The sequence below is a fragment of the Nocardia sp. NPDC006044 genome (assembly GCF_042871115.1).
Taxonomy (GTDB): domain Bacteria; phylum Actinomycetota; class Actinomycetes; order Mycobacteriales; family Mycobacteriaceae; genus Nocardia.
Genome location: NZ_JBIAID010000002.1, coordinates 1023928 through 1050732 on the forward strand (window position 1 = coordinate 1023928; position 26805 = coordinate 1050732).

At 68.6% G+C, this 26805-nt stretch carries 25 protein-coding genes and 1 riboswitch; of the genes, 15 read left to right on the top strand and 10 right to left on the bottom strand.

The window, feature by feature from the left end; genetic code table 11:
• Positions 1-66: 66 nt before the first annotated feature.
• Together ACFYO1_RS22255 and ACFYO1_RS22260 are read left to right on the top strand one after the other, a co-directional pair.
• On the top strand, positions 67-711 hold the full coding sequence (locus tag ACFYO1_RS22255; protein WP_387233993.1) for a DJ-1/PfpI family protein: 645 nt from the start codon (positions 67-69) through the stop codon (positions 709-711).
• A 52-nt stretch (positions 712-763) separates the two neighbouring features.
• The gene (locus ACFYO1_RS22260; protein ID WP_387233996.1) at positions 764-1213 is read left to right on the top strand and encodes a MarR family winged helix-turn-helix transcriptional regulator; all 450 of its coding nucleotides are present in this window, start codon (positions 764-766) and stop codon (positions 1211-1213) included.
• A gap of 1 nt (position 1214) precedes the next feature.
• On the opposite strand, the gene ACFYO1_RS22265 is transcribed toward ACFYO1_RS22260, so the two are convergent.
• Positions 1215-1973, bottom strand: a complete 759-nt coding sequence (locus ACFYO1_RS22265; protein ID WP_150400851.1) for an HAD-IIA family hydrolase — start codon at positions 1971-1973, stop codon at positions 1215-1217.
• A 377-nt stretch (positions 1974-2350) separates the two neighbouring features.
• Between ACFYO1_RS22265 and fgd the strand changes: the two genes are divergently transcribed.
• Complete coding sequence (gene fgd / locus ACFYO1_RS22270) at positions 2351-3361, top strand: glucose-6-phosphate dehydrogenase (coenzyme-F420) (RefSeq protein ID WP_387233998.1); 1011 nt, start codon at positions 2351-2353, stop codon at positions 3359-3361.
• Between the two features lie 57 nt (positions 3362-3418).
• Here the strand turns inward: fgd and ACFYO1_RS22275 are convergent, their stop codons facing one another.
• The 3 genes from ACFYO1_RS22275 to ACFYO1_RS22285 all read right to left on the bottom strand — a co-directional run bounded on the left by ACFYO1_RS22275 (position 3419) and on the right by ACFYO1_RS22285 (position 5746).
• Entirely contained in the window at positions 3419-4633 is a 1215-nt protein-coding gene (locus ACFYO1_RS22275; RefSeq protein ID WP_387234002.1) for an O-succinylhomoserine sulfhydrylase, read from the bottom strand.
• 55 nt (positions 4634-4688) lie between these two features.
• Positions 4689-5105 carry a rhodanese-like domain-containing protein gene (locus tag ACFYO1_RS22280; protein WP_387234004.1) on the bottom strand — a complete coding sequence of 139 codons (417 nt, stop codon included), beginning with the start codon at positions 5103-5105 and terminating at the stop codon, positions 4689-4691.
• 14 nt (positions 5106-5119) lie between these two features.
• Positions 5120-5236, bottom strand: a riboswitch (SAM riboswitch).
• 63 nt (positions 5237-5299) lie between these two features.
• Positions 5300-5746: a hypothetical protein gene (locus ACFYO1_RS22285; protein WP_387234007.1), complete on the bottom strand. Its 447-nt coding sequence runs from the start codon at positions 5744-5746 to the stop codon at positions 5300-5302.
• A gap of 347 nt (positions 5747-6093) precedes the next feature.
• Here ACFYO1_RS22285 and ACFYO1_RS22290 point away from each other — a divergent pair, with 347 nt between their 5' ends.
• Positions 6094-7482, top strand: coding sequence for an FAD-dependent oxidoreductase (locus ACFYO1_RS22290; RefSeq protein WP_387234010.1), 1389 nt, complete (start codon positions 6094-6096; stop codon positions 7480-7482).
• A 61-nt stretch (positions 7483-7543) separates the two neighbouring features.
• Entirely contained in the window at positions 7544-8416 is an 873-nt protein-coding gene (locus ACFYO1_RS22295; RefSeq protein ID WP_387234012.1) for an amidohydrolase family protein, read from the top strand.
• Here the strand turns inward: ACFYO1_RS22295 and ACFYO1_RS22300 are convergent, their stop codons facing one another.
• The gene (locus tag ACFYO1_RS22300; RefSeq protein WP_387234014.1) at positions 8417-8899 is read right to left on the bottom strand and encodes a DUF456 domain-containing protein; all 483 of its coding nucleotides are present in this window, start codon (positions 8897-8899) and stop codon (positions 8417-8419) included.
• Between the two features lie 255 nt (positions 8900-9154).
• Between ACFYO1_RS22300 and ACFYO1_RS22305 the strand changes: the two genes are divergently transcribed.
• Positions 9155-10252 (top strand): CaiB/BaiF CoA transferase family protein, encoded by a 1098-nt coding sequence (locus ACFYO1_RS22305; RefSeq protein ID WP_387234017.1) that lies wholly within the window; start codon positions 9155-9157, stop codon positions 10250-10252.
• A gap of 63 nt (positions 10253-10315) precedes the next feature.
• Here the strand turns inward: ACFYO1_RS22305 and ACFYO1_RS22310 are convergent, their stop codons facing one another.
• The gene (locus ACFYO1_RS22310) at positions 10316-11137 is read right to left on the bottom strand and encodes an SDR family NAD(P)-dependent oxidoreductase (RefSeq protein WP_387234020.1); all 822 of its coding nucleotides are present in this window, start codon (positions 11135-11137) and stop codon (positions 10316-10318) included.
• Positions 11138-11269: 132 nt separating this feature from the next.
• Here ACFYO1_RS22310 and ACFYO1_RS22315 point away from each other — a divergent pair, with 132 nt between their 5' ends.
• On the top strand, positions 11270-11854 hold the full coding sequence (locus ACFYO1_RS22315) for a TetR/AcrR family transcriptional regulator (RefSeq protein WP_387234023.1): 585 nt from the start codon (positions 11270-11272) through the stop codon (positions 11852-11854).
• 23 nt (positions 11855-11877) lie between these two features.
• Here the strand turns inward: ACFYO1_RS22315 and ACFYO1_RS22320 are convergent, their stop codons facing one another.
• Positions 11878-13383, bottom strand: coding sequence for a PLP-dependent aminotransferase family protein (locus ACFYO1_RS22320; RefSeq protein WP_387234027.1), 1506 nt, complete (start codon positions 13381-13383; stop codon positions 11878-11880).
• 62 nt (positions 13384-13445) lie between these two features.
• Here ACFYO1_RS22320 and ACFYO1_RS22325 point away from each other — a divergent pair, with 62 nt between their 5' ends.
• The 3 genes from ACFYO1_RS22325 to ACFYO1_RS22335 all read left to right on the top strand — a co-directional run bounded on the left by ACFYO1_RS22325 (position 13446) and on the right by ACFYO1_RS22335 (position 15618).
• Positions 13446-13874, top strand: coding sequence for a hypothetical protein (locus ACFYO1_RS22325; RefSeq protein ID WP_387234029.1), 429 nt, complete (start codon positions 13446-13448; stop codon positions 13872-13874).
• 55 nt (positions 13875-13929) lie between these two features.
• Complete coding sequence (locus ACFYO1_RS22330; RefSeq protein ID WP_387234031.1) at positions 13930-14499, top strand: methylated-DNA--[protein]-cysteine S-methyltransferase; 570 nt, start codon at positions 13930-13932, stop codon at positions 14497-14499.
• Between the two features lie 285 nt (positions 14500-14784).
• Positions 14785-15618, top strand: a complete 834-nt coding sequence (locus tag ACFYO1_RS22335) for an alpha/beta fold hydrolase (protein WP_387234034.1) — start codon at positions 14785-14787, stop codon at positions 15616-15618.
• Between the two features lie 114 nt (positions 15619-15732).
• Here the strand turns inward: ACFYO1_RS22335 and ACFYO1_RS22340 are convergent, their stop codons facing one another.
• Complete coding sequence (locus tag ACFYO1_RS22340) at positions 15733-16686, bottom strand: hypothetical protein (RefSeq protein ID WP_387234037.1); 954 nt, start codon at positions 16684-16686, stop codon at positions 15733-15735.
• 487 nt (positions 16687-17173) lie between these two features.
• Between ACFYO1_RS22340 and ACFYO1_RS22345 the strand changes: the two genes are divergently transcribed.
• Positions 17174-18685 (top strand): glycosyltransferase family 39 protein, encoded by a 1512-nt coding sequence (locus tag ACFYO1_RS22345; protein ID WP_387234040.1) that lies wholly within the window; start codon positions 17174-17176, stop codon positions 18683-18685.
• A gap of 85 nt (positions 18686-18770) precedes the next feature.
• On the opposite strand, the gene ACFYO1_RS22350 is transcribed toward ACFYO1_RS22345, so the two are convergent.
• Positions 18771-21371: a LuxR C-terminal-related transcriptional regulator gene (locus ACFYO1_RS22350; RefSeq protein ID WP_387234043.1), complete on the bottom strand. Its 2601-nt coding sequence runs from the start codon at positions 21369-21371 to the stop codon at positions 18771-18773.
• Positions 21372-21461: 90 nt separating this feature from the next.
• A complete protein-coding gene (locus ACFYO1_RS22355; RefSeq protein ID WP_150400075.1) occupies positions 21462-22751 on the bottom strand; it encodes an adenylosuccinate synthase in 1290 nt (429 codons plus the stop codon).
• 309 nt (positions 22752-23060) lie between these two features.
• Between ACFYO1_RS22355 and ACFYO1_RS22360 the strand changes: the two genes are divergently transcribed.
• The 4 genes from ACFYO1_RS22360 to ACFYO1_RS22375 all read left to right on the top strand — a co-directional run bounded on the left by ACFYO1_RS22360 (position 23061) and on the right by ACFYO1_RS22375 (position 26626).
• Positions 23061-23720 (top strand): hypothetical protein, encoded by a 660-nt coding sequence (locus ACFYO1_RS22360; RefSeq protein WP_387234046.1) that lies wholly within the window; start codon positions 23061-23063, stop codon positions 23718-23720.
• Positions 23717-24499 (top strand): site-2 protease family protein, encoded by a 783-nt coding sequence (locus tag ACFYO1_RS22365; RefSeq protein ID WP_387234049.1) that lies wholly within the window; start codon positions 23717-23719, stop codon positions 24497-24499. Before ACFYO1_RS22360 ends, ACFYO1_RS22365 begins: the two co-directional genes overlap by 4 nt.
• A gap of 171 nt (positions 24500-24670) precedes the next feature.
• Positions 24671-25534: a glycosyltransferase gene (locus ACFYO1_RS22370; RefSeq protein ID WP_387234052.1), complete on the top strand. Its 864-nt coding sequence runs from the start codon at positions 24671-24673 to the stop codon at positions 25532-25534.
• A 192-nt stretch (positions 25535-25726) separates the two neighbouring features.
• Positions 25727-26626, top strand: a complete 900-nt coding sequence (locus tag ACFYO1_RS22375) for a glycosyltransferase (protein ID WP_387234055.1) — start codon at positions 25727-25729, stop codon at positions 26624-26626.
• Positions 26627-26805 lie beyond the last annotated feature (179 nt).

The following is a 26805-nucleotide window of genomic DNA, read 5'->3' on the forward strand; positions in this document are numbered from 1 at the left end:
CCCCCAGCTTAATCGCGCATCGCTCAACTATTGACAGCATGCTGTCAAACATGACAGGATGCTGTCATGATCGAGAAAACAGTTCACGTTGCCGTTTACGACACCTTCGCCGACTGGGAGATCGGCGCCACCACGGCGCACATCAACCGGACGACCTGGCAACGGGAGCCGGGCACGTGGCAGACGAAAACGGTTGGGCTGACCACAGATCCGATCACCACGCTGGGCGGGATGCGGATCGTGCCGGATATGACGCTGGCCGAGCTCAGGCCGGCCGACAGCGCGATGCTGATCCTGGCCGGCGCGGACACCTGGGCAGGCGAGGAGCTGATGCCCTTCGCGGCCGCGGCGCGCGAGTTCCTCGCCGCGGGCGTTCCGGTCGCGGCGATCTGCGGCGCGACGCTCGGGCTCGCGAAGGAAGGTCTGCTCGATACCCGCAAGCACACGAGCAATGTGCGGGAGTTCTTGCTCTACAGCGGATACGCGGGTGCCGGGAACTACGTGGAAGAGGCCGCGGTGACCGACGGCGACCTGATCACGGCGGGCGGCACATCGCCGTTCGAATTCGCACGCGCGGCACTCGGCAGGCTCGGCGTGTACGAGCCGCACGTGCTCGACGGGTGGTACCGGCTGTACGGGCACTCGGATCCGGCGGGCTGGATGGTGCTCGCCGAGTACGAGGAGCAACGGTCCGTGGCGCACGCCGGATGAGGAAGAATCGGGCGGCGATCCGGTCGACCGGCCGGATCGCCGGGAGGTGCACGTGACAAGGAACGAACAGGAGCTGTTCGCGACGGCCGCCATCACATCGTTCCGGCTGAACGGGCAGTTCCTCGCGATCGCTGAGGAACTGGCCGCCCCGGCCGGACTCACCGCGGCCTGGTGGCAGGTGCTCGGCGCGGTGCTCACCGAACCGCTGCCGGTGGCGGGCATCGCCAGGGACATGGGCATCACCAGGCAGAGCGTGCAGCGCATCGCGGACCTGTTGGTGGACAAGGGCCTTGCCGAATACCGGCCGAACCCGGCGCACCGGCGCGCCAAGCTGGTCGCGGTCACCGACGCGGGGCTCGCGGCCGTGCGGCGGATCAATCCGCAGCACGCCATCATGGCCGAGCGGCTGGCCTGCGAACTCGGCTACGAACAGCTCGCGGCGGCGGTGGAGCTGCTCGCCATGCTGTCCACCGCGCTGGACGCGATCGCCACGGAAAAGTAGATCAGCCGGCGAACGGCTCCTTGGTGCGCCCGACCAGATCGGCGACGGAGTCCAGCACCAGCGTCGGCCGGTACGGATACGCCTCGACCGAGGCGCGGGTGGAGATGCCGGTGGTGACCAGGATGGTGCGCATGCCGGCCTCCAGGCCGGAGATGACGTCGGTGTCCATCCGGTCGCCGATCATCACCGTCGACTGCGAGTGCGCGCCGATCCGGCGCAGCGCCGAGCGCATCATCAGCGGGTTCGGCTTGCCGATGTAGTACGGGTCGCGGCCGGTGGCGCGGGTGATCAGCGCGGCCACCGAACCGGTCGCGGGCAGCGAGCCGTCGCGGGACGGGCCGGTCGGGTCGGGGTTGGTCGCGATGAAGCTCGCGCCGCGCTCGATCAAGCGGATCGCGGTGGTGATCGCCTCGAACGAGTAGTTGCGCGTCTCGCCGAGCACCACGTAGTCGGGGTTGCTGTCGGTGAGTACGTAGCCGATCTCGTGCAGCGCCGTGGTGAGGCCGGATTCGCCGACCACGTAGGCGGTTCCGTTCGGGCGCTGCTCGTCCAGGAAGGTGGCGGTGGCCAGGGCGGAGGTCCAGATCGCCTCCTCCGGGATGTCGAGTCCGGTGTGGCGCAGCCGGGCCTGCAGGTCGCGCGGGGTGCGGATGGAGTTGTTGGTCAGCACCAGGAACGGGGTCTCGTTGGCGCGCAGCTCGGCGAGGAACTCGTCGGCGCCGGGCACCAGTTGGTCCTCGTGCACCAGGACACCGTCCATATCGGTCAGATAGGACAGGATCGGTTCATCAGTCACCAGACAATTGTCCCACTAGGGACACTGCCGGACGGAGTCCGTCCTCGGACCGCGCATGTTCGGAGTGAATGCGGAGGGTATGCCTATCAGGCACAGTTCCGCGGGTAAGCCGGGCGCGGCGCGACCCTGCGCAGACCTGGGACTACAGCTGACTATGGTCGAAGACGGCCGTATGACGTATGTGCGGAATGCGCCGGACAGTGCTGAAATGGCCGAGGTGCGGGAACGCCAGCCGTCCCGCACCGGTTGAAGCCAAGCAGGACCGCAGCGCGTCTGCGGCCGACCAACGGTGTGCGGGAATGCCCGCACAGGTGTGCAGCGAAGCGACAGGAGTGGCGCACATGGGTGAGCTCAAGCTCGGATACAAGGCGTCGGCGGAACAGTTCGGCCCGCGCGAACTGGTGGAGATCGCGGTGCTGGCCGAGGAACACGGCCTCGACAGCGCAACGGTCAGCGATCACTTCCAGCCGTGGCGGCACAAGGGCGGGCACGCGCCGTTCTCCCTGGCCTGGATGGCCGCGGTCGGCGAGCGGACGAAGCGGATCCAGCTCGGCACCTCGGTGCTCACCCCCACCTTCCGCTACAACCCGGCGGTGATCGCGCAGGCCTTCGCCACCATGGGTTGTCTGTACCCCGACCGGATCATGCTCGGCGTCGGCTCCGGCGAGGCGCTGAACGAGATCGCCACCGGCTACAAGGGCGAGTGGCCGGAGTTCAAGGAGCGCTTCGCCCGGCTGCGCGAGTCGGTCGAGCTGATGCGCGCGCTGTGGACCGGCGACCGCGTCGACTTCGCGGGCGAGTACTACAACACCGTCGGCGCGTCCATCTACGACGTGCCCAAGGGCGGCATCCCGATCTATGTCGCCGCCGGCGGACCGCTGGTCGCGCGCTACGCGGGCCGCGCGGGTGACGGCTTCATCTGCACCTCCGGCAAGGGCATGGAGCTCTACACCGACAAGCTGATGCCCGCCGTCGCCGAGGGCGCCGCCAAGGCCGGACGCACCGTCGACGACATCGACCGGATGATCGAGATCAAGATCTCCTACGACACCGATCCCGAACTGGCACTGGAGAACACCCGCTTCTGGGCCCCGCTGAGCCTGACCCCGGAACAGAAGCACAGCATCACCGACCCGATCGAGATGGAGGCCGCCGCCGACGCCCTCCCGATCGAGCAGATCGCCAAGCGCTGGATCGTCGCCAGCGACCCCGACCAGGCCGTCGACCTGATCAAGCCCTACCTCGACGCCGGCCTCAACCACCTGGTCTTCCACGCCCCCGGCCACGACCAGCGCCGCTTCCTCGACCTGTTCCAGCGCGACCTCGCGCCGCGCCTGCGCGCACTGGGCTGATCCCACGAGAAAGGCTCCGCCCGTTCCGGATACGAACGGGCGGAGCCTTTTTCGTGGCTAGCTCAGGGCGTGGTCGAGGTCGGCGAGAAGGTCCTCGACGTCCTCGAGGCCGACGGAGATGCGGACCACGCCGTCGGAGAGGCCGATGGTGGCTCGGCCTTCCGGGCCCATCGCGCGATGAGTTGTGGTGGCGGGGTGGGTGATCAGCGACTTGGCGTCGCCGAGGTTGTTCGAGATATCGATGATGCGCAGGCGGTTGAGCACTTCGAAGGCGCGCTTCTTCGCCTCGTGCGCAGGCGCGTTCAGCTCGAAGGTGACCACGGTACCGCCGGCGCTCATCTGGCCGGTGGCCAGGTCGTGTTGCGGATGTGATTCCAGGAACGGGTATTTCACCCAGCTGACCGAGGTGCTGGTCTCCAGGAAGCGGGCTATGCGCAACGCGGACTCGGTCGAATGCCGCACGCGCAACGGCATCGTCTCCAAACCCTTGAGCAGCGTCCACGCGTTGAACGGGCTCAGCGCCGGACCGGTATGGCGCATCAGCGTTTTCACCGGGCCGTCGATGTAATCCTTCGCGCCGAGGATCGCGCCGCCGAGCACCCGGCCCTGGCCATCGATGTGCTTGGTGCCGGAATAGACGACCACGTCGGCGCCCAGCTCGAAACCGCGTTGCAGCAATGGGGTGGCAAAGACGTTGTCCAGCACCACCTTCGCGCCCGCGGCATGCGCGAGCTCGGTGACCCGGCGCACGTCGACGAGGGTCTGCATGGGGTTGGCCGGCGTCTCGAAGAACACGGCCTGGGTGGGCACCGACAGCGCCTGCTCCCATTGATCCAGATCCTCGCCGTCGACGAAGACGGTCTCCACGCCCCAGCGCGGCAGGATCTCGTTGCACACCACGAAGCAGGACCCGAACAGGCTGCGCGCGGCCACAAGTCGATCACCGGCGCCGAGCAGCGCGCCCAGCGCGGTGAAGACCGCGGACATTCCGCTCGCGGTCGCGAAGCACGCCTCGGCGCCGTCGAGCAGCCGCATCCGCTCCTCGAACATGGCGACCGTCGGGTTGCCGTAGCGGGAGTAGACGAAATGCTCCACGTCCCCGGTGAACGCGGCCTCGGCGGCCTCCGCGCTCTCGTAGACGAAACCGGAGGTCAGGTACAGCGCCTCCGAGGTTTCCTCGAAACCGGAGCGGCGCAACCCCCCTCGCACGCCGAGGGTCGCCGCGCCGACACCCTCGGGCAGCGGCTTGTCGAACGCACCACCTGTGATCACGACTGCCTCCCGACGACAGAGCTCCGCGACAACGCGTCCACCGAACAGCAGCTACTCATGACTGCCGCCAGGGCAGGCCGAGGGCGCGCCAGCCGGCGCCGCCGCGATGTCCGTCCGCGTCGAGCGGGCCCTCGAAGCCCTCGAGCACGTTGTACGAGGTGCCGAACCCGGCCTGGGTCGAGGCGATCGCCGCGCCGATCGAGCGCTGGCCGGAGCGACAGAGGAAGATCACCGGCGCCTCCGGGTTGTGCCCGTCGAGCGCCGTGACCAGCTGCTCGGTGAACTCGCCGTTGCGCGACCCGGTCGAATCGACCCACTCGATCAGTACGGTCGGGCGCTCGATCGAGCTGGTGTCGGGCACGCCGACGAACTTCCACTCGGCCTCGGTGCGCACGTCGACCAGGACGGCTTCGGGATTGTCGCGCAACAGATCCCAAGCCTGCTGCGGGGTGATGTCACCGGCATAACTCATCTGGACCCTCCTAGAATCCGCACTTGCCGCGCTCGGGTTTGACGCGCGGCCAGGTCGTCACCCGGAGCACCCCACCGCGGAGGAGGGTTGCCGACCAGTATTGCCGGGGCTTGACACTGGTTCTCATGACCTTCCGCTGAGATTGCCTGGACGAGGGTCACCCTGTCAAATGGCTGCTCACGGTATGAGAATGCTCAATTACAGACCAGCCATTTGTCGCCGGAGCGAGTCAGATTCCAGGTGGAAGTCTGCTCGTCGCCGTCGACCTTGGTGGTGACCGTGGCCTTCGCCCGGTCGCCGTCGCGCTGCGGATCGACGAGTTCGATGAATTCCACGGTCTTTCCGCCGCCGGAGCGCCCGGCGAGCGGGGAGCGTTTCGGATCGAAGCCCGGGCAGCCCGCACCAGGTGGGGGCACCAGGTCGGTGTTGTTGGACCCGTCGACGAAGTTGCGCACCGCGGCGGCGATCCGGTCGGAATCTGTGACATTTTTCTCAGCGGGCGACACGACCCCGCCGATGATGATCGCGCCGAGCACGATGACCGCGAGGACGGCCGCGGCGACGAACGGTGCCACGGAACGCTTGTCGGTCTGATCGACCGTGATGACCTCGTCTTCGGCGGGTGACTCCTGATCGCTCATGCCACGATGATCCCTGGTCGGCAGGGCTATCCGACGCTCGACCCCACCGGGGGCGCCACACCCGGCGAAGGCCGGTGTCCCGCGCGGGAGTCGACGCCGCGAGATCGGGTAGCCCGGACAGAACGCCTAGGGTGGCATCCATTCAGTTCTCGCACCGCCGAGGGCGGCCGTGGCCGCCACCGATAGAATCGCGAGACTGCGGCCTGCTGTCATAGCCGCGACTGAGGTGGCCACGAGCCGACAACCGCAGTGTCCGCGCCGTCAGGTGCAACCAGCCAGCGCGTAACTTAGCCTAGGCTAAGCAAGACGCCGTTAATTTGTTCTCGACCATAAGGGTGCGCGTAAAGATGACCGACCAGAGTGCAGCTGACCGCCCGCTCCGCATCGCCATCGTCGGCGCCGGGCCCGCGGGAATCTATGCCGCCGACGCCCTGATGAAGTCGGATGCCGAGGTGAGCATCGACCTGTTCGAGCGCATGCCCGCGCCGTTCGGGCTGATCCGCTACGGCGTCGCGCCGGACCACCCGCGGATCAAGGGCATCATCACCGCCCTGCACAAGGTGCTGGACAAGCCGCAGGTCCGCCTGCTCGGCAATATCGATTACGGCACCGACATCACCCTCGATGACCTGCGCACCTTCTACGACGCGGTGATCTTCTCCACCGGCGCCAATGCCGACCGCGCGCTGGGCATCCCGGGCATCGGCCTGGACGGCTCCTACGGCGCCGCGGACTTCGTCTCCTGGTACGACGGTCACCCGGACGTGCCGCGCACCTGGCCGCTGGACGCGGAGAAGGTCGCCGTGCTCGGCGTCGGCAACGTCGCGCTCGACGTGGCCCGCGTGCTGGCCAAGACCGGCGACGAGCTGCTGCCGACCGAGATCCCGCCGAACGTCTACGCCGGCCTCAAGGCCAACAAGGCGCTCGAGGTGCACGTGTTCGGCCGCCGCGGCCCGGCGCAGGCCAAGTTCACCCCGCTGGAACTGCGCGAGCTGGATCATTCGCCGACCATCGAGGTCATCGTCGATCCGGAGGACATCGACTACGACGAGGGCTCCGAGGCCGCGCGCAGGCACTCCAAGCAGGTCGACATGATCGCGAACACGCTCGAGCAGTGGGCGATTCGCGACGTCGGCAACCGCCCGCACAAGCTGTTCCTGCACTTCTTCGAGTCGCCCGCGGAGATCCTCGGCGAGGACGGCAAGGTCGTCGGCCTGCGCACCGAGCGCACCCAGCTCGACGGCACCGGCAACGTCAAGGGCACCGGCACGTTCAAGGAATGGGACGTGCAGGCGGTCTACCGCGCCGTCGGCTACCTGTCGCAGAACCTGACCAACCTGCCGTTCGACGACCAGGCCGGCACCGTGCCCAACGAGGCGGGCCGGGTGATCGCCGACGAGAACGCCGACGGCGCCGACCGTTACGTCCCGGCCACCTACGTCACCGGCTGGATCAAGCGCGGCCCGGTCGGCCTCATCGGCCACACCAAGGGCGACGCCAACGAGACCGTGGCCTGCCTGCTCGACGACAGCGCGAACTTCACCCCGGCCACGCGGCCGGAGCTGGACGCGGTCACCGAGTTCCTGGAGAGCAAGGGCATTCCGTTCACCACCTGGCAGGGGTGGTACCGCCTGGACGCGCACGAGCGCTCGCTCGGCGAGCCCGAGGGCCGCGAGCGGGTGAAGGTCGTCGAGCGCGAGGACATGCTGCGCGCCAGCGAGCCGCACAAGGTCTAGCCCGACCGGGTTTGTTACCTCCGCGACAGCGGAAAGACTCGCACTGAGGCATTCTGTACAGGTGTTCGATGCCCATCTCCACATCTTCGATCCGCGGTTCCCGCGGTTCGAGAACGAGGGCTACCTGCCCGGCCCGTTCACCATCGCCGATTATCGAAAGCGGATGTCCCGCTTCGACATCGGCGGCGGAGCCGTGGTCAGCGGGTCATTCCAGGGCACCGATCAGACCTATCTGCGGGCAGCCCTCGCCGAGCTCGGCGAGGGCTGGGTCGGGGTGACCCGGCTGGACCTGGACGCCACCGACGACGAGATCGTCGAGCTGGATCGGATCGGCGTGCGCGGCCTGCGGTTCAACCTCAAGCGGGCCGCCGCCGACATCACCGGCATGACCTTGCAGGCGCTGCGGGCGCACGAGCTGGTCGGCTGGCACGTCGAGGTCTACATCGACGGGCAGATGCTCGCGTCGTTGCAGCCGGTGATCTCGAAACTGCCGGTGTTCTGCATCGACCACCTCGGCATGTCCGACGAGGGCCTGCCCTACCTGCTGGATCTGGTGGACCGCGGCGCGCGCGTGAAGGCGACCGGGTTCGGCCGGGTCGCGATGAGCGTCCCGGACACCCTGCGGCGCATTCACGCGGTCAACCCCGAAGCCTTGATGTTCGGCACCGACCTCCCCGGCACCCGCGCCGGCCGTCCGTTCCAGGACTCCGACGTCGACCTCATCTGCGACGTGGTCGGCACCGACATGTTCGCCGTCCTGGAAGACAACGCCCGCGCCTTCTATCGCCTCCCCGCCCGCCTCCGCCCCCTGCCGGCCGACCCCGCCCCCACCCTCCCCCTGCTGCACCCCGACCAGCCGACGCTCCCCATCCGCCGCGACAGCCTGCCCAAACCCGAAGTGGCGGACACGATCCCGTTCCCGGTCATCGAGTAGCTAGGCGGCGATCGCGCCGATCACCCAGACGCCGGTGGCGAGCAGGGCGCCGAGGAGTTCGATGAGCATGGACAGGCCGACGCCTTTGAGCGCGTGCACCGTTGACTGCCAGGCCTGCCGGCCGACGCGCAGGCGGTGGAGTTCGGAGAGGTAGACGCCGAGCACGAAGCCGGCGAACAGGCCGACCACGGGGATGACGAAGAATCCGACGATGCCGAGGACCGCGCCGAGCACGAGTGAGCGGTTGGCCACGCCCGCGTCCTTCATCTTCCGGCCGGGCCAGGTGTATTTGATGACCCCGGACAGCACCAGCAGAGCGGTACTGATGCCGAAGACGATCCAGGCGGTCGCGCCGCCGGTCATGAAGGCCCACACCGCGATCGCGCCGAAGATCAGGATGACGCCCGGCAGGATCGGGACGATGATGCCGAGCAGGCCGACCAGAATGACCAGGCCGACGAGGACCTCACCTCCGCTACTCACGACTCCGCCTCGCCGGTCTCTCGCATGACTCCGCCTCACCGCGCGGGCTCGCCGGACGTTCCCGCGAATGGTGCGCTGGTGAGATTGTGTCGTACCGGGTGCGTCCGCGCACGACCCCGGAGCAAGGTGCCCCGGGCGACCGAGACGATGGCTGAGGCAGCGTTATTGTCATACTGTCAATACACCGGCCGGTCCGCTTCCCGAAGTGCCGCCGCAGTGCCGGTGTGCTGGATCAACGACGAACCGAGGTAGGGCGTGAGCACTCCATCCACCGCCGCTAAAGGCCCGCTGGCGGGCATCAAGGTCATCGAGCTGGCCGGTATCGGCCCGGGACCGCACGCCGCACTGCTGCTCGCCGATCTGGGCGCCGACGTGGTGCGGATCCAGCGCGCGGGGCAGATCCCCGGCGGGTTCGACCGGCCGCAGCAGCGCGGGCGGACCATCGTCGAGGCCAACCTCAAGGATCCGGCCGACATCGAGAAGGTGCTCGGGCTGGTCGAGAAGGCCGACGTGCTCATCGAGGGCTTCCGGCCGGGCGTGACCGAGCGGATGGGGCTCGGCCCGGAGGACGCGCTCGCCCGCAACCCGCGCCTGGTCTACGGACGGATGACCGGGTGGGGCCAGGAGGGTCCGCTGGCAGATCGCGCCGGGCACGACATCAACTACATCTCCATCACCGGCGTGCTGCACGCCATCGGCCGCAAGGGCGAGCGCCCGGTGCCGCCGCTGAACATGGTCGGCGACTTCGGCGGCGGCTCGATGTTCCTGGTGTTCGGCCTGCTGGCCGCGCTGGTCGAGCGGCAGACCTCGGGCAAGGGCCAGGTCGTCGACGCGGCGATGGTCGATGGCGCGCTTGCCCTTTCGCACATGATCTGGGGCATGCGCGGGTACGGCGCGTGGTCCGATGAGCGTGGCGTGAACCTGCTCGACACCGGAATGGCTTTCTACGACACCTACGAAACCGCCGACGGCAAGTACATGGCGGTCGGCTCGATCGAGCCGCAGTTCTACGCGCAGTTGCTCGCCGGCCTCGGCATCGACCCGGAGGGCCTGCCCTTCCAGCTCGATCCGGCCGGCCAGGAAACGCTGAAAAAGCTGTTCACCGAACGCTTCCTGACCAAGACCAGGGACGAGTGGGCGGAGATCTTCGTCGGCACCGACGCCTGCGTCTCCCCCGTGCTCACCTTCGAGGAAGCCACGAAGAACGAGCACATCACCGCCCGCGGCTCGTTGATCGAGGTGGACAACATCACCCAACACGCGCCGGCGCCGCGCTTCTCCCGTACCCCGAACGGCATTCCGACCCCGCCGCCCGACGCGGCGACGCCGATCGAATCCGTGTGGGCCGACTGAGTTCTCGATCCGAAGGCCCCGGGCGCGCACCGGGGCCTTTCGGGTGTCCATAGTCGCCCGGGGTCAGGCAGCGGCAGGCTCGACCTGGATCGGACGGCCGCCGTCGGCCAGCCCACGGGTGACGAGCTTGGCGACGCGCGCCACCATGGTGCGCGGGCGGCGGGGCAGCAGATGCGCGCTGGCGAAGTTCTGCACGCCGGGCACAACATAGCCCCTGTTGCGTTCCAGCGCGCGCAGCGTGGACCGCACAACCTGAGTGGCACTGCCCATTTGGCCCAGCGCGGCATCCCGGGTGCCGACGGTGTCGAAGAACGCCGTCTCGGTCGGGCCGGGGCACACGGCGAGGACCTTGATGCCGCGGCCGCGGTATTCGCTCCACAGCGACAGGCTGAAGTTCAGCACGAACGCCTTGCCGGAGGAGTACGTCGCGAAGTACGGCGACGGCTGGAAGGCCGCGGTCGAGGCGACATTCACGATTTCCCCGCTGCCCCGCGCCACCATGGCCGGGATCAGGCGGCGGGTGAGCCCGGCCAGCGCCACGACATTGACCATCAGCTGCTCGTGTTCGCGGTCCGCGCCGAGGTCCTCGAACCGGCCCGCGCTGCCGAAGCCGGCGTTGTTGATCAGTAAGTCGACCGAAAGCTGCCGTGCCGCAAGTTCTTCCGCCACTCGCGCGGCGGCGTCCGGCTCGGCGAGATCCTGCCCGATGACCTCGACACGCACGCCGTGCTGTTGATTCAGCTGCGCGGCAATCGATTCCAGGCGCGGTAGCGATCGGGCGACCAAGACGAGGTCATCGCCGCGAGCGGCCAGCGCGGCCGCGAATTCGGCGCCGATCCCGGACGAGGCGCCGGTGACGAGTGCGGTCTTTCCAGTGCGGGTCATGTCGTATCTCCTTCGATCTGATGCAACATAAGAGTAGCGCTATTTATATTAACTGCAACTTAAATGTCGCAGTTTATAGGTAAATCGCTGCTCAGATGTAGTGTGTAGGGAGTTCTACAGAACGGAGCACCCATGTCGCCCACGTCCGCACGTCCGCTGCGCGCCGACGCCGAGCGCACCGTCCGCACCATCCTGGACGCGGCCGAACGGGTGCTCAGCGAGCACCCGAACGCCACCCTCGAGCAGATCGCCGAGGCGGCCGGGGTCGCGCGGACGACCGTGCACCGGCGCTTCGCCAATCGGGACGATCTGGTGCGCACCATGGCGGTCGCCGCCTGGCGGCGCATCGCGGCCGCGGTCGACGCCGCCCGCCCGCTGACCGCCCCGCCGCTGGTCGCGCTGCACCAGGCCACCGCCAACGTCATCGAGATCAAGTACGGGGCCTCGTACGCGCTCGACCGGGTGGACAGCACCGACCCCGAGGTGGCCGAGCTGCAGGCGGACGTCTACGCGAAATGCGATGCGGCGCTGGGCCGCGCGCGCACCGACGGGTTCATCGCGGCCGACGCCGACCTCACCTGGGTCCGGCGGGTGTACCTCGCGCTGATCACCGAAACCGTACACGGCAGTAACGAATTGGACGGAACCACCGACCCGGACATCCTCGCGGGACGCGTCATCGACACATTGCTGCGGGGCGTCGGCGCACGGTCGTAGTCATCCCTTGCGGGGCAACGACTTCAGTAGCAGGTGAGCGGCTGCAGCGGATCCGCGGCCCGCGGGGTCAGCGCCTCGTACGCGGCGGCGATCGCCTTGACCGCCAAGCGAAGTTCGGGTTCCTGATGGGTGAACGGCAGCCGGATGAAGCGCTCGAAGGCGCCCTGGACGCCGAATCGCGGTCCGGCAGCAAGCAATACGCCGTGGTTGGGCGCGGTGGCGGCCAGCGCGGTGGAGACCGGAGCCGGCAGTTGCGCCCACACCGACATGCCGCCCGCGCCGTAACCGAGCCGCCAATCCGGCAGCTCCTCGGCCACGGCCTCCACCAACGCGGCCCGCTGGGCACGCAATTGGTCGCGACGGCGGTCGAGGATGGTGTCGGCATTGGCCAGCAGGTGGCAGGTGGCCAGCTGGTCCATCACCGGGGTGCCGAGGTCGACCGTGGAGCGGATGCCGAGCAGCTTGGTGATCAGCGGCTGGTTCGTCCGGATCCAGCCGACCCGCAGGCCACCCCAGAACGACTTCGAGGCCGAGCCGATGGTGACGATCTCGTTGCCCTTGGCGAACGCGGCAACCGGCGGCTGCTGCGGCTCACCGGTCAGGTGCAGATCGGCCATCGACTCGTCGATCACCACGGTCATCCTGGTTTCCCTGGCGATGGCGGCCAGTTCCGCCCGGCCGTCCGCGTCCAGCAGCAGGCCGGTGGGGTTGTTGAAGTCGGGCACCAGGTAGGCCAGGGTGGCCGCGGTTTGCCGTGCGGCACTGCGGATTCCGTCGAGATCCCAGCCCTTGTCCGGGGACTCGGGGCGCAGCGGCACCGGCACCGGGCGGGCGCCGACGTCGCGGATCGCCTCGATGGCATTCGGGTAGGTCGGGTGGTCGATGAGCACCCGGGCCGCGGGCGCGGTGAGCACGTTCAGCAACAGGCGCAGACCGTGCTGGGCGCCGAGGGTGACCAGGATCTGGTCCGGTTCGGTGGGCAGGCCGCGCTCGGTGAACCGGCGGGCGATCGCCTCGCGCAGCGCGAGCACGCCGACCGGATCCATGCCGTGCGTGCCGAGATAGGCCGGAAGACCCTCCAGCGCAACCGAATACGCCTCCTGCATCTCCAGCGGCGCGGCCATCGCGGCATAGGTCATGTCGATGGTCGGCAGCTCGGAGGCGGCCATCATGGCGAGGATGCTCCTGGCCGGCTTGCTGCCGTCGTGCTGCACGTCCCTGGGCAGGGCGACGGTGCTGCGCGAGCCCTGGCGGCTGATCAGGTAGCCGTTCTCGCGCAGCAGGGAGTAGGTCGAGGTGATCGTCGTGCGGCTGACCCCGAGGGTGCCGGCCAGGTCGCGTTCGCTGGGCAGCGCGACGCCGAGCGGGGCCCGGCCGTCGTGGATCAGCAGCCGGATGCCCTCGGCGAGAGCGAGATACGCCGGGCGTGCGGATCGCCGGCTCGGCTCGGTCTCGCCGTCGGAATCCACGTTCCGCCACCGGCCCAGGTCGCGAGCCAAGGTGCCCGCTCCGATAACTCTCGTCGCCATAAGGTCCAGTATCGAGGGAGTGGATATTTAAAGCAAGGCCAGTCGAGGCGCAAGCTGGCCTCATGACCACACTTGCCACCCTGATCATCGTCGCCGCCCTCGGCTATCTGGTCTATCGCGCCATCCCGCGGGGTGCCGAGCGGGCGTTCCGGCTGGAGCGGTTCCATCCGCACAGCCCGATGTCCGACTGGACCTCTTCCTACTACGACGAGCAGCGCCGTTACGCGGATCTGGCCGCGATCTACGGACGCGGCGACGTGCCGGAAGCGGAACCTGCCGTGATCCGGGAGCCGGAAACCGCGCAGCCCGAGGCGATTCCGGCCGCGCCGGCGCTCGCCGAACCGACCGGGCAGCCCGCCGGAACACCCGACCATTACGCATGGCGGTCCCGGCGAACCGTCGCCCCTGGTCGCACTGCGCCGCGGCGGCCCGCCCGCGGAGTCCGGCGGCTCGTCACCGATCCGAGCACCCTCGACAGCAAGGCCAGTTGAGCAAAACTGGACTGGAATATCGAAACTTGTCGGTCCCGCCGTGCACACTGAGCACATGAACGCCCCTCGTTGCCTGTCCGCCGAGGCAACACTCTTCGACACCGCGATCGGCGTCTGCGCGATCGCGTGGAGCGGAGCGACCGTGATCCGGTTCCAGCTCCCCGAGGCCAGCCCGGCCGCGACCCGTGCGCGTATCACGCGCCGCCGCACCGGCCTGCCGGACGACGAGGTCCGCGAAGAGACCCCCACCGGCGCGATCGCCGAGGCCATCACGGGCATCCGCGCCCACCTGGCCGGCGAACTCGACGACCTGCGCTGGATCCCCTTGGACACCAGCGGAATTCCGGAATTCCACCGCGCGGTCTACGCGGTGACCCGCGCCATCGACCCGGGGCACACCCTCACCTACGGCCAGGTGGCCGATCGCATCGGCCAGCCCGGTGCCGCGCAGGCGGTCGGACAGGCCTTGGGCCGCAATCCGATTCCGCTCATCATCCCGTGCCACCGGGTGCTCGCCGCGGACAACGCGCTCACCGGTTTCTCCGCGCCCGGCGGTGTCACCACCAAGCAGAACCTGCTGGAAATCGAACGCACGCCGGGGTTCGGCGAACCAACCCTGTTCTGAGTGAACGGTTCTCGCACGCCGGTCGTCGCGCGTGCGTCACCGGCCGGGCAACGCGCCGTCGCCAGGGGAATCGATCGCCGCTCCTGGACGGTTGTCTGTAAATAACGTTCACCGACGTACCGGGCCGTACCCCGCACGAAAACGGCATAGTGAGCAGCATCACAGACTTCCGGGCGCTGATCCGGCCGCCACGGCCGCCGATGAATCCACGCACCCGGCACCGTCTGAACAAGCACAGGCACCAACGACCGTTGGGCGAGACCCCGCTTCGAAAGTGAGACTGTTGTGGAGACCGTGACCTCCGCCGACGGAACGGTGATCGCGTACGACCGCCACGAGGGCCATGCCGGAACGGTGATCCTGATCGGCGGCGCCTTCGGCTACCGCAAGTTCCCCAAGATGGTCGAGCTGGCCACGGCGCTCAACGAGCATTACGGCCTCACCGTGCTCAATTACGACCGGCGCGGCCGCGGCGACAGCACCGAGGCGACCGGCGGCTACGACGTCGAACGCGAGATCGACGACCTGGCCGCCCTGATCGAGGCGGCGGGCGGGTCGGCGATGCTGTTCGGCTGGTCGTCCGGCGCGGCGCTCGCCCTGCGGGCCGCCGGGTCCGGGCGCATCCTCGGCATCACCAAGGTGGTCGCGTTCGAGCCGCCGTTCGTGGTCGATCACGAAGGCTTCGTCCCGGCCGCCGACCTGGAGCGGACGCTGCACGACCTGGTCGCCGCCGATCGGCGCGCCGAAACCGTCCGCTTCTATATGACCAAGGCGATGGGCGTCCCGCGCGTCTTCGTCTCCGTCATGCGCTTCACCCCGTTCTGGAAGAACCTGCTCGCCACCGCGAACTCGACCCCGCACGACTGGGCCGTCATGCGCGAGTTCATGCGCGGCGAACCGCTGCGGCCGGAGGACTGGACCGCCGTCAAAGCCCAAACCCTGGTCATCGCGGGCGCCAAGAGCGAAACCCTGCTGCGCAAGGGCGCCAAGGCCATCGCCGCCGTCCTGCCCGACGCCGAATTCCAGGAAATCGCCAAACTCAGCCACAACCCGAACGTCGGCCTGCTCGCCCCGCCGGCCGGTGAATTCCTCACCGGCGCAGCGGAAACCACGGGCTAGCCACCGGACGAAGTTTCGGGTTCCACAGAGCGTGCATACGGTTCACAAGGGTTAGACACCCTGTGAACCGTACGGGCGGTCTGTGGTTAGCGCGATGGCTCGGCGGGGTGGGGGTTAGGCGGTTGCGCCGAAGGTTGCGCCTGCGCTGCCGCCGAGGAGGCCGCCGGCGACACCGCCGGCCACGGCGGCGGGGAGGCCGAGAACGGCGGCTCCGGCCACGGCTCCGACGCCCGCGCCGATGGCGGCGCCGGCTCCGGTGGTTGCCGCGGCGATCGGCCAGGCGGCGACGAAGGCCGCGCCGATCGCCGGAAGCGCGCCTGCGCCGGCGGTCGGGATGCCTGCGGCGGCGGCCGCGATCGCGCCACCGGCGGCGGTGCCCGCGACACCGACCGCGAAGCCGATGCCCGCGCCTACGCCGGCACCGAGAGCGGCTCCACCGACGCCGCCGATCACGGCCGCCGGGATGCCCGCGATCGCGGCGCCGGCCACCGCACCACCGACCGCACCGGCCGCGGTGGCGGCGGCGATCTTGTCGGAGCGGGTCGGGTTGATGCCGATCGAGCGACCGCCGGTGGCGATGGCCGCCTCGACGCCCGCGGCGGTGTCGTTGACGCCGGCGAGCAGTTCGTCGGGCACCTCGTTCGGGGCCGGGGTGCTGAAGTCACCTATACGGAGCGTGCGCGGAGGCGGGGCGATCGGGGCGACGGGCTCGACCGGCTGCGGCGCGTGCAGTTGCTGCGGCTGGATCGGCGGGGCCGGTTCCGGCGTCGGCACCGGGCGGGCGTAGTTGAGGCTCTGCGTGTCCGCGGGGTCGGCCGGAGCGGGCTTCGGGCCGGTGACGCCCTGCTGGTTCGGGCTGGTGACGCCGGGTTGGCTCGGCGTATGCCGCGGTGCGGCCGGGGTACTCGGCGCACTCGGGGTGGTCACGCCGGGTTGGGTCGGGGTGCCCGGGTCGGCGGCGGCCACGCCCGCGCAGGCGACCGCGATGGCCAGCGGGAGGGCGCCGACGAGGGGGCGCATGCCGCGCCGGGTCGTCGGATTGTTCAGTTCTAGAGACCGACGAGCCACGTCGAAGCACCACCATCAGGTTTGGGTCAGCCAGCACGTCCCCGCGTACTGCGCGCTCGCACCCTATCTTTAGCTGATCGGATGCTGTCAAGTCGAGAATTCGACTTCACATTTCCTCAGATCATCGGTTTGCGCCAAATAAACGTCCTATTTTCTGCAAATACTGTTGGAGCGCATTTAACCGATTGAAAGTAGCTGACAGATCACTGATATTGGCGATCCGAGCCGGACAGCGTTGCTAACCCGCTCGGCCAGAACGAGATTCGGTCGCTGTTTCCCCGGCTGGAGCGTCGCTCCGACAGTGCCGGTGAAAGAACCGCCGGGCGGGCGGTGCACGCGCTGATGTCGTACCTGCGGCGGGTGCCGGTAGTCCTTTCGCCGGAGTCCGGGCGCGACCTGCGGTGGATTCGCCGAGGTGCGGGCCGGTTGCAGAATCGATCTGCCCGCACTCGCGGTCGAACTCGGCAAGCTATGAGGGAGGGTGGACATGACCACTGCGACGGCGGGTTCGTCAGGTGTCGCGGATCCGGCGGTCGCCGAGCCCGGCTCGGCCCTGCCGCGGATCGCCTGGCGGCCGGTGCTCACGGTCGCGGGCATGGTCGGGCTGGTCTTGCTGATCGCCAGCCGGAACTACGGCTACTTCTTCGACGAGGCGTATTTCGTGGTCGCCGGCCGAGATCACCTCGCGTGGGGGTATTTCGACCAACCCGCCCTGGTACCCGCGCTGGCTGCGGCGATGAGTCACCTCGCGCCGGACTCGCTGATCGTGTTGCGGCTGCCCGCCACGCTCGCCGCGGTCGCCGGGACGGTGCTCACCGCCGTGCTCGCGCGGGAACTGGGCGGTGCTCGCGGCGCGCAGGTGCTGGCATCGATCGGGTACGCGTTGTCCTCGGCGGTGATCCTGTGTCATTGGCTCGCAACGTATTCGCTGGATCCGGCCTTCTGGACCGCGATCGTCTGGCTGGTCGTCCGCTGGGCCCGATTGAACGCCGAAGGGCGGCCCGACGATCGGTTGCTGTTCTATGCGGGCCTGGTAACGGTGTTTTCGTTGCAGACGAAGTTCCTGGTGCCCGCGCTGTGGGTGGCACTCGTGCTGTGTGCGTTGGTGTTCGGGCCTCGGCGCTTGGCCGGGCGGCCCGCGCTGTGGGTGGGCGGGGCGGTGGCCGCCGTGGCCACGATTCCGAATCTGCTGTGGCAGAACCGGAATCGGTGGCCGTACACGCATATGTCCGAGGTCGTGGCGGCGGAGTTCCCCGGGGTGGGCAGGTTCCTGTGGGACAGCGCTTCCGGAGCAGGTCTGGCGGTCGGGTTGCCGCTGCTACTGATCGGTCTGCCGATGTTGTTGATCAGCAAGCGGTTTCGGATCTATCGGTTCGCCGGTGCCGCGCTGACCCTGGTTTTCCTTGCTTACCTGGCGAGTTCGGGTCGCTCCTACTACGCGTGCGGTTTGTACGCACTGCCGATCGCCGCGGGCGCGGTGGTCGTGGCGTCGCTCGGCAGACGGGTCGTGATCCGCGGGCTGGTGGCGGTGGCGCTGGTCATCGGCCTCGCGATGGGGGCGGCGGCGGTTCCGGTGTATCCGCGCTCCTGGGCGGAACGCATCCCGGACACCACGCTCATGCTCACCGCGAAGGCATTCGCCCAGTCCGACACCATGATCGGCGATCTCTCCGACGCCGTCGCCGCGGCCTACCACGAACTCCCCGCCGAGATCCGGCCGCACACGGCCATCGTCGCCGAGAGCTACCCGTTCGCCGCCGCCGTCGACCTGCACCGCGATTCGACCGGCCTGCCCCGCGCCTACAGCCCGCACCGCGCCTACTACTACTTCGGCGCACCACCCGAATCCGCCACGGCGGTCCTGTATATCGGCACCCCGGCCCCACTCCTGTCCGCCGCGTTCACCAGCTCCCAGCCGATAATCCCGGACCTGGCAACACTTTTGGTGGACCGAACCGTCCCGTGGGACACCCTCTGGCCCCAGCTACGCGAACAATAGCCGGCGCCGCACCACTTCTGATTTCCCGCACCGAGAATCGCATGCAATTTTCGGTGCGGGAAATCAGAGGTGGTGCGGGAACGACTCAGCCGGCGGACTCGCCGCGCATGAGTGCGCCGAGGGATTCGCGATCGGTGACGTCCATTTTGATGCAGGCGCGGTAGAGGTGGCCCTCCACCGTGCGTACCGAGACGGTGAGGCGGTCGGCGATCTGCCGGTTGGAGAGTCCGGCGGCGACGAGGTTGGCGATCTCCCGCTCGCGGGCGGTCAGCGGCAGCGGCTGGGCGGCCTGCCGCAGCGCGGGGGTACTGGCACCGCCGCAGGCCGCGGCGAGACGATTGGCCGAGGCGGCGGACTCCAGCAGACGCCGACGGTCACCCGCGCGCTCGTGTGCGGACGCCGCCTGCGCGGCCGCGTCGGCCGCGGACAACAACGCCCCGATCCGCTCGAATTCGGCTGCGGCGGCATCGAGTCCGGGCCCGTCGTGCGCGGCCAGCGCGACCGCGTGCTTGGCCTGCGCCTGCACCAGCCTGCCGTCCACCCTGGCCGCGAGATCGGCGAGCCTGCCCGCCACGGACTGCTCGCCGAAGCGGGCGGCGGCATGCAGCGCCATGGCCTCGATCGCGTGCTGGTTCGACCGGGCGGCCGCGTCGGCCGCGCTCATCGCGAGCCGGATGGCCGGGGTGACGGTGCCCTCCGCGGCGGCATGCCAGGCCCGCGCGATCTCGAGCTGCGGTTCGTAGACCGCGCTGTGCCGACCGCCGCGCGCGGTCGCCTCCGCGATCGCCTCGGCCGCCTCGGTGGACCGGCCGAGCGCCGAATACGCCTCGGCCAAGCGGATTCTCGCGGGGAACATCCACGCGGCCGCCCCCTCGGCGGCGAGCGCGGCCAACGCCTGTTCCAGATTCTCGATGGCGTCCGGAAAATGCCCCTGGGCCACGTCGACGGTGCCCTGCAGGATCTTCGACATGCCCCAGGCCAGGTACTGGCCGGGCGCCGAGTAACCGAAATAGGCTGTGGCACAATGCCGTGCGGCTTCGAGGTCGCCGGTCAGCAACAGCGCGAGCACCTCGGCGTGCGTCGACATGAACCGGTTGAGCCCATCGATCTCGCTCTCCACCGCGTGCCCGCGGGCCGCGTACTCCAGCGCGGCCGCGCCCTTGCCCATCAGGGTCAGCGCGAGCCCACCACCGAACGACGCCCACCAGATCGCCCAGGCCGGTGCGCCGTTGAGCGCCATCACCTTTTCCGCCTCGGTGATCGCGATGTCGATCTGGTTCTCGTTGACGGCGCAGGCGGAGGCCAGCCCGTCGAGAATGGCCGCGATCTTCGGGTGCTCGACCTTGCTGCGCACCAGTTTCAGCACCTGGTCGGCCTGATCGGCATCGCCCATGGCCCACAGCAGATTCGCCACCCTGGTGCTACCCCAGCGAGCCAGTTGGACCTCGGTGAGCTGATCCGGGTCGAAGCTGGCCAGCGTGCGCTCGGCCTCGATCCGATGGCCTTGCCACAGCAGCGCCCTGGCGAGCAGATCGGCCGATTCCACCCCGCCGCGACGTTCCACCGCAGCCCGCGCGAAACGTTCGCCGAGCGGCAGGTTCGCCAGGCCGATGGCATCCGCGGCGGCCGCCTCGAACAGCTCGAGATCGGCGGATTTGTCGCTGTCCAAAGCCAATTCGGCCAGCCGGATCCGGTCGGCGGCGGAATTGATCGGCCGCTCCTTGAGCGAGGAGTACAGCCGGCCACGCAACCGGCGGGCCGACGCGATCCCCAGCCTGCGCCGGATCACCTCGCCGAACAGCGGATGGTTGTAGCGCACGGACAGCTGGTGCCCATTCTCGACAACCCTGATGACGCCACGGGTTTCGGCCGATTCCACCGCCTCCTCGCCGGACAGTTCGGACAGCACGTCGAGGTCGATCGGCTCGCAGAAGGTGAGCAGCTCCAGCACATGCAGCACGTCGTCGGGTAGCTGCTCGACCCGATCTTCCAGCAGCGCAGCCAGTTCCGAGGTCACCGCCGCGCGCCCGCGCAGCTGCCAGACACCGTTCACCTGGCGCAGCGAGCCCGCCTCCAGCGCGCCCTCCACCAAATGCCTGAGGAACAGCGCGTTTCCGCCGGACGACTCCCACATCAGGTTGGCCGTGAACCCCTCGAGCTGCCCGCCGAGCATCGACTCGACCAGGTCGACGCTCTGCCGCTGGGTGAACGGATTCAGGTCGATGCGCAGCAGGTGACCGTCTTTCCACAGCGAAGTCACCGCGTCGGGCACCGGCACCCCGCTGCGCACGGTGGCCACGATGTGCGCCGCCTTGTCGATGGCCAGCTGCAAGAGCAGCGTCGCGGACAACTGATCGAGCAGATGCGCGTCGTCGACCCCGATGATGGTGTGCCCGTCCGCGAGCAGCGCCTCCCTGGCCGCGGACATGAACGTCACCGGATCGTGCGCCGTATAGACGCCGACCATGTGGGCGAACACCCCCAGCGGAATGCTGCGCGCCGATTCGGTGCCCGCCACCCAGCGAATATTGCCGCCGACCGCGGCGGTCGCCTGCCTGGCCAGCGTCGTCTTGCCGACACCGGCGTCGCCGGTGAGGACCGTGCCGACGTGTTCCGTGCCGGTGAGGGCCGCGCGGATCGCCTCGAACTCGGTCACGCGCTCGACCATCGGCCAGTTCCGAGCCATGACTCTTACTCTAGATGTAACCGATCATGTAACCCACCCATCGAACGACGAACGGCCACAATCATTCAGCGGGGCTATAACTTTCCGGTCTCAGCCGAGCACGTCGTGGCGCACGATGGTCTGATCGCGACCCGGACCGACGCCGATGCAGGAGATCCGCGCACCCGACAGCTCCTCCAGCCGCAGCACGTACGCCTGCGCATTGGCGGGCAGTTCCTCGAAGGTGCGCGCCCCGGAGATGTCCTCCCACCAGCCCGGCATCTCCTCGTAGATCGGCTTGGCGTGATGGAACCCGGTCTGCGTGGTCGGCATCTGCTCGACCCGCTCGCCGTCTACGTCGTAGGCGACGCAGATCGGCACCGTCTCCAGGCTGGAGAGCACGTCGAGCTTGGTGAGGAAGTAGTCGGTGATGCCGTTGACCCGGGTCGCGTAGCGGGCGATGACCGCGTCGAACCAGCCGCAGCGCCGGGCCCGGCCGGTGGTGACGCCGACCTCGCCGCCGGTCTTGGCCAGGTAGGTGCCGAACTCGTCGAACAGCTCGGTCGGGAACGGACCCGAGCCGACCCGGGTGGTGTAGCACTTCAGGATGCCGAGCACCGCGTTGATCTTGTTCGGCCCGACACCCGCGCCGACCGCCGCGCCGCCCGAGGTCGGGTTGGACGAGGTGACGTACGGATAGGTGCCGTGGTCGACGTCCAGCAGGGTGCCCTGCGAACCCTCCAGCAGCACGGTCTCGCCGTTCTCCAAAGCGACGTTCAGCTTCAGCCTGGTGTCGGCGATGCGGTGCTTGAAGCCCTCGGCCTGGGCCAGTACCTCGTCGACCACCTGCTGCGGGTCGAGCGCGCGCCGGTTGTAGATCTTCACCAGCACCTGGTTCTTGAACTCCAGGGCGGCCTCGACCTTCTGGGTGAGGATCTTCTCGTCCAGCACGTCGGCCACCCGGACGCCGACCCGGGCGACCTTGTCCTGGTAGCAGGGGCCGATGCCGCGACCGGTGGTGCCGATCTTGTTGTTGCCGAGGAAGCGCTCGGTGACCTTATCGATGGCCACGTGGTACGGCATGATCAGGTGCGCGTCGGCGGACAGCAGCAGACCCGAGGTGTCGACGCCGCGATCCTCCAGCCCGGCCAGTTCTTCGAGCAGCACGCCGGGATCGATCACGACGCCGTTGCCGATGACGTTCGTCACGCCGGGGGTGAGGATGCCGGACGGGATGAGGTGCAGAGCGAAGTTGTCGCCGTTGGGCAGCACCACGGTGTGGCCCGCGTTGTTGCCACCCTGGTATCGGACCACCCATTGCACCCGGCCACCGAGCAGATCGGTAGCTTTGCCCTTACCCTCGTCGCCCCACTGGGCGCCGATCAGGACGATTGCCGGCATGGTTGTATCTCCTACGGTTCGACGTGCAACACCCTGAGCGATGGCAGCCGGAAACAGACCGGCGGGGCGCGATGAGCACCCGTGTTGCAGCTACTGCCGTGTCGAGGCGGTGGCCGGGAGCACAGTCTAGTAGACGCGTCGCCGACGGCATGGGACCGCATCTCTGCGTAGGCTGATTGACGGCTCGACACCCTGTGGCCGAGGCCGTGCGGGGCTAGGGTTGCAGCCGTCGGGACCGGGCAGGGTTCGGCGGAACTGGCGAAGGGCCCGACGGAGTGTCGGCTCGAACCGAGGAGGGTGTACGGCAGTTTGAGTACCCACGTTCTCCGTTGCGACGGCGCACCGGTACCTATCGCCCTCGCGGCGCTGCCGACCAGTTCGACGGCCGCCGTCCCCGATACCACCGAGATCGACGAATTGCTGCCCGTGCTGGCTGCCGACAGCCTCCCCCGGCTCATCGTGCTCGGCGACGACGCGGCGTTGGCCACCGTGCTCACCCACCTGATGCGCACCGAACGGCTGCACGTGGAGATCGGCTATGTGCCGGTCGAGAAGACCTATGGCTCCCGCGCCTATCAGACGGGCACCGGCAATGCCGCGGCCAAGCGGGCCATCGACGGCAAGGCCACCGCGGTGCCGCTGATCCGCGACGACACCGGCCAGGTGCTGGTCGGCCGGGCCAGGATCACCGGCGTGGGCGAGGAGAAGCTGGAGGGCGAGGCCTATGTGGACGACGTGCAGCTGTTCTCCGGCAAGGTCGCCGCGATGCTGATCTCGCCGACGCTGCACCAGCCCGGCGTGCGCGCCGCCGCACCGAAGGGCATGCGCAAGCGCCGCTGGGTCGAGGGCCGGGCCGCCCAGCTCGGCACGCCGGGCGCGGTGGTGACCAGGGACGGCATCCGCACCGAGCGGACGGTGCCCCGGTCGAGTTTCTACCGGCATCACGAGCCCTGGTTGCTGGTCCGATGACCGACCGCTTCTCCGCCGAACGCCGCTCGCGCGCGATCCGGCCGAGCCCGATCTTCTTGCTGGTGGTCGTCCTCACCGCGGTCGGCGGCGGACTGGCCTGGGACGCCGAGGTGGACTCCACCCGGGCCAAGGTCGGCGTGTTCGTGCTCGTGGTGTTCGGCTGGGTCATCACGCTGTGCCTGCACGAATTCGCGCACGCGTTCACGGCCTGGCGAGCGGGCGATCGCGAGGTGGAGTTGCGCGGGTATCTCACGCTGAATCCGCTGAAGTACAGCCATCCGCTGCTGTCCATCGTGCTGCCGATGGTGTTCATCGCGCTGGGCGGCATTGGGTTGCCCGGCGGCGCGGTTTACGTTCATACGCACAACTTTTCACCGCGCACGCAGCGGATCATCAGCGGCGCGGGCCCGGCGGTGAACGCGCTGTGCGCGGTGCTGCTGCTGGTGATCGTGCGGGTATTCGGCAGTGCGAGTTCGCATCCCGCGCTCTGGTTCGGACTGAGCTTCCTGGCCTTCCTGCAGATCACGGCGACTTTCCTGAACCTGATCCCGTTGCCGGGACTCGATGGTTACGGGATCCTCGAGCCGTCGCTGAGCTATCAGACGCGCCGCGCGCTCGATCAGTTCAAGCCGTTCGGCATGTTGATCCTGTTCGCGCTGTTGTTCACTCCGGCGATCAACGGGGTCTTCTTCGACGCGGTGTACGCGTTGTTCGAAGTATCCGGGGTGCCATCCAATTGGTCACGTTACGGCAGTTTCCTGACCCGCTTCTGGACGTAAGGCCAGGCGCGTTCGATCGAGTTGCGCACCGAGGGGATCATTTCGGGCGGAATGGGGTATCTCCCCGTACGACCGCACCGCCACCGCGCCGATCAGCGCACTCGGCAGCGAAAACCGGCCGCACAACGGGGTTTTCACTGCCCATGAAGTAGATGTTGGAGCAGGATCTCTATGACCAGCACATCGCCCGCGCCGGTTCTGTCCGTCGTGATTCCCGCACTCAACGAAGCGAAGTGCATCGTGCGCACCCTGGACCGCCTCGTCGTCCAGGACGCGATCGACGAGATCATCGTCGTGGACAACGGCAGCGAGGACGGCACCCGGCAGATCGTCCGTGACTACGCGCTCGACCATCCGGAAGTCGCTCTCATCGAGGAGCCGACACCCGGCATTCCCGCGGCCCGCAACGCCGGATTCGACCGGGCGCGTGGCGATTTCCTCGCCCGCACCGACGCCGACACCCTGGTCGGCCCGGACTGGGGCGCGGTCATCCGGGACACGCTGACCGAGCAGCCGGACACCGCCGCCGTCACCGGTATCACCACCTATCACGACTCGCCGATCGGCTTCTTCCTGAAATTCGGCCTGTACCTGCAGGATCGGCGCGGCAAGCTGGGCGGTCCGGTGGGCAACATGCACGGACCCAACATGGCCATCCGCCGGTCCGCGTGGCACGCGGTGCGCGACGAGACCACCACCCGCTCGGACGTCGCCGAGGATCTGGATCTGGCGTTGTGCCTGACCAAGCGCGGGTTGCGGATCGACCAGCTGAAGCACATGCGTGCCGAGACCTCGGCCCGGCGACGCCGGACCGGCCCGCGCGATTGGTGGCGCTTCCAGCTGACCGGGTTGCGCACCATCACCGAGCAGGGCTACCAGGTGCAACCGTTCCACCGCGCGGTCATCGTCGGCGCCTGGCTGACCCACACCGTGCAGTGGCCGATCTATCGATTCTGGGACTTCGACCGCCGCCGGTTCACGCTGCGGCCCGCGCCCGCCCGGGTCTCCGCGGTCGGCGAGATCGACGCCACCTGACAGTTGGTGCCCCCAAGCATTGGGGATTCTGTCTGCGTACCAAGACAACTAGGGTCGAGACAGTGATCGGCGCGGGCCGGGCCCGTTCGTGCCGAGCGTCGTTTCCGGACTCAGGGCTGAGTCCACTCACCCCCTCTTGTCAGCCGCGCGTCTGTTCAGGGCAGGAACAGACCCTCCCGGCGGTACTCAGGCATGCCCGAACCAGATTTGGAGCAGCACCCACTCATGCACACCCCCGATGGGGCGACGGTGTTATCCATCGTCATCCCCGTGTTGAACGAGGCCGCCTGCATCACGCAGACCCTCGACCGTCTCGTCGCGCAGGACTCGATCGACGAGGTCATCGTGGTCGACAACGGCAGCGACGACGGCACCCGCGAACTGGTCAGCGACTACGCCCTCACCCACCCGAAGGTCGAACTAGTCGACGAACCGCAGCGCGGCGTCGCCCGCGCCCGCAACACCGGATTCGACAAGGCGCGTGGCGATTTCATCGGCCGCACCGACGCCGACTGCCTGGTCGCCGCCGACTGGGGCGCGACCATCCGCCGGCACCTCACCGAACAACCCGAGGTCGCCGCGGTCACCGGCATCACCACCTACTACGACTCACCGGTCGGCTTCCTGCTGAAATTCGGCTACTACCTTCAGGATCGGCGCGGCAAGCTCGGCGGCCGGGTCGGCAACATGCACGGCCCGAACATGGCCATCCGCCGCACCGCCTGGCTGGAGGTGCGCGACGACACGGTCACCCGGCCGGATGTGATCGACGATCTCGACCTGGCGCTGTGCCTGACCAAGCGCGGCCTGCCGATCGATCAGCTGATCGACATGCGGGTGCAGACCTCCGCGCGGCGCCGCCGGACCAGCCCGCGGCGCTGGTGGCAGTTCCAGCTGAGCGGCCTGCGCACCATCACCAACCAGGGCTACCTGGTGCTGCCGTTCCACCGAGTTGTCATCGTCGGCGCCTGGCTGGCGCACACCGTGCAGTGGCCGATCTATCGATTCTGGGACTTCGACCGGCGGCGCTTCACGCTGCGCCCGGGTCAGGCCAGGATGTTCCCGCTGAGCAAGGAAGAAAGCGGGGCCTGACGAACGTAGAGCCGCCCGACCGGACCCCGGATCAGGCGGCTCCACTCCTCGCAGCGGGCGAACCGCCCTTGACCCGACGGCCACCACACCTATGGCCGAGCAGGCAGTTCGCTTGTGTGCGAAGTGGTCGACCGCGACACCCCTCGTTCGATCGCGGTCACCTGTTCAAGGTATGGGCA

Excerpts from the sequence above, each read along its gene's own strand:
- ACFYO1_RS22365 (WP_387234049.1), top strand. The coding sequence starts at position 23,717 with ATGACCGACCGCTTCTCCGCCGAACGCCGCTCGCGCGCGATCCGGCCG.
- ACFYO1_RS22280 (WP_387234004.1), bottom strand. The coding sequence starts at position 5,105 with ATGAGTTATGCCGGTGACATCACCCCGCAGCAGGCTTGGGATCTGTTG.
- ACFYO1_RS22315 (WP_387234023.1), top strand. The coding sequence starts at position 11,270 with ATGTCGCCCACGTCCGCACGTCCGCTGCGCGCCGACGCCGAGCGCACC.
- ACFYO1_RS22285 (WP_387234007.1), bottom strand. The coding sequence starts at position 5,746 with ATGAGCGATCAGGAGTCACCCGCCGAAGACGAGGTCATCACGGTCGAT.
- ACFYO1_RS22255 (WP_387233993.1), top strand. The coding sequence starts at position 67 with ATGATCGAGAAAACAGTTCACGTTGCCGTTTACGACACCTTCGCCGAC.
- ACFYO1_RS22375 (WP_387234055.1), top strand. The coding sequence starts at position 25,727 with ATGCCCGAACCAGATTTGGAGCAGCACCCACTCATGCACACCCCCGAT.
- ACFYO1_RS22325 (WP_387234029.1), top strand. The coding sequence starts at position 13,446 with ATGACCACACTTGCCACCCTGATCATCGTCGCCGCCCTCGGCTATCTG.
- ACFYO1_RS22355 (WP_150400075.1), bottom strand. The coding sequence starts at position 22,751 with ATGCCGGCAATCGTCCTGATCGGCGCCCAGTGGGGCGACGAGGGTAAG.
- ACFYO1_RS22265 (WP_150400851.1), bottom strand. The coding sequence starts at position 1,973 with ATGGACGGTGTCCTGGTGCACGAGGACCAACTGGTGCCCGGCGCCGAC.
- ACFYO1_RS22350 (WP_387234043.1), bottom strand. The coding sequence starts at position 21,371 with ATGGCTCGGAACTGGCCGATGGTCGAGCGCGTGACCGAGTTCGAGGCG.
- ACFYO1_RS22290 (WP_387234010.1), top strand. The coding sequence starts at position 6,094 with ATGACCGACCAGAGTGCAGCTGACCGCCCGCTCCGCATCGCCATCGTC.
- ACFYO1_RS22310 (WP_387234020.1), bottom strand. The coding sequence starts at position 11,137 with ATGACCCGCACTGGAAAGACCGCACTCGTCACCGGCGCCTCGTCCGGG.
- ACFYO1_RS22370 (WP_387234052.1), top strand. The coding sequence starts at position 24,671 with ATGACCAGCACATCGCCCGCGCCGGTTCTGTCCGTCGTGATTCCCGCA.
- ACFYO1_RS22345 (WP_387234040.1), top strand. The coding sequence starts at position 17,174 with ATGACCACTGCGACGGCGGGTTCGTCAGGTGTCGCGGATCCGGCGGTC.
- ACFYO1_RS22320 (WP_387234027.1), bottom strand. The coding sequence starts at position 13,383 with ATGGCGACGAGAGTTATCGGAGCGGGCACCTTGGCTCGCGACCTGGGC.
- fgd (WP_387233998.1), top strand. The coding sequence starts at position 2,351 with ATGGGTGAGCTCAAGCTCGGATACAAGGCGTCGGCGGAACAGTTCGGC.
- ACFYO1_RS22330 (WP_387234031.1), top strand. The coding sequence starts at position 13,930 with ATGAACGCCCCTCGTTGCCTGTCCGCCGAGGCAACACTCTTCGACACC.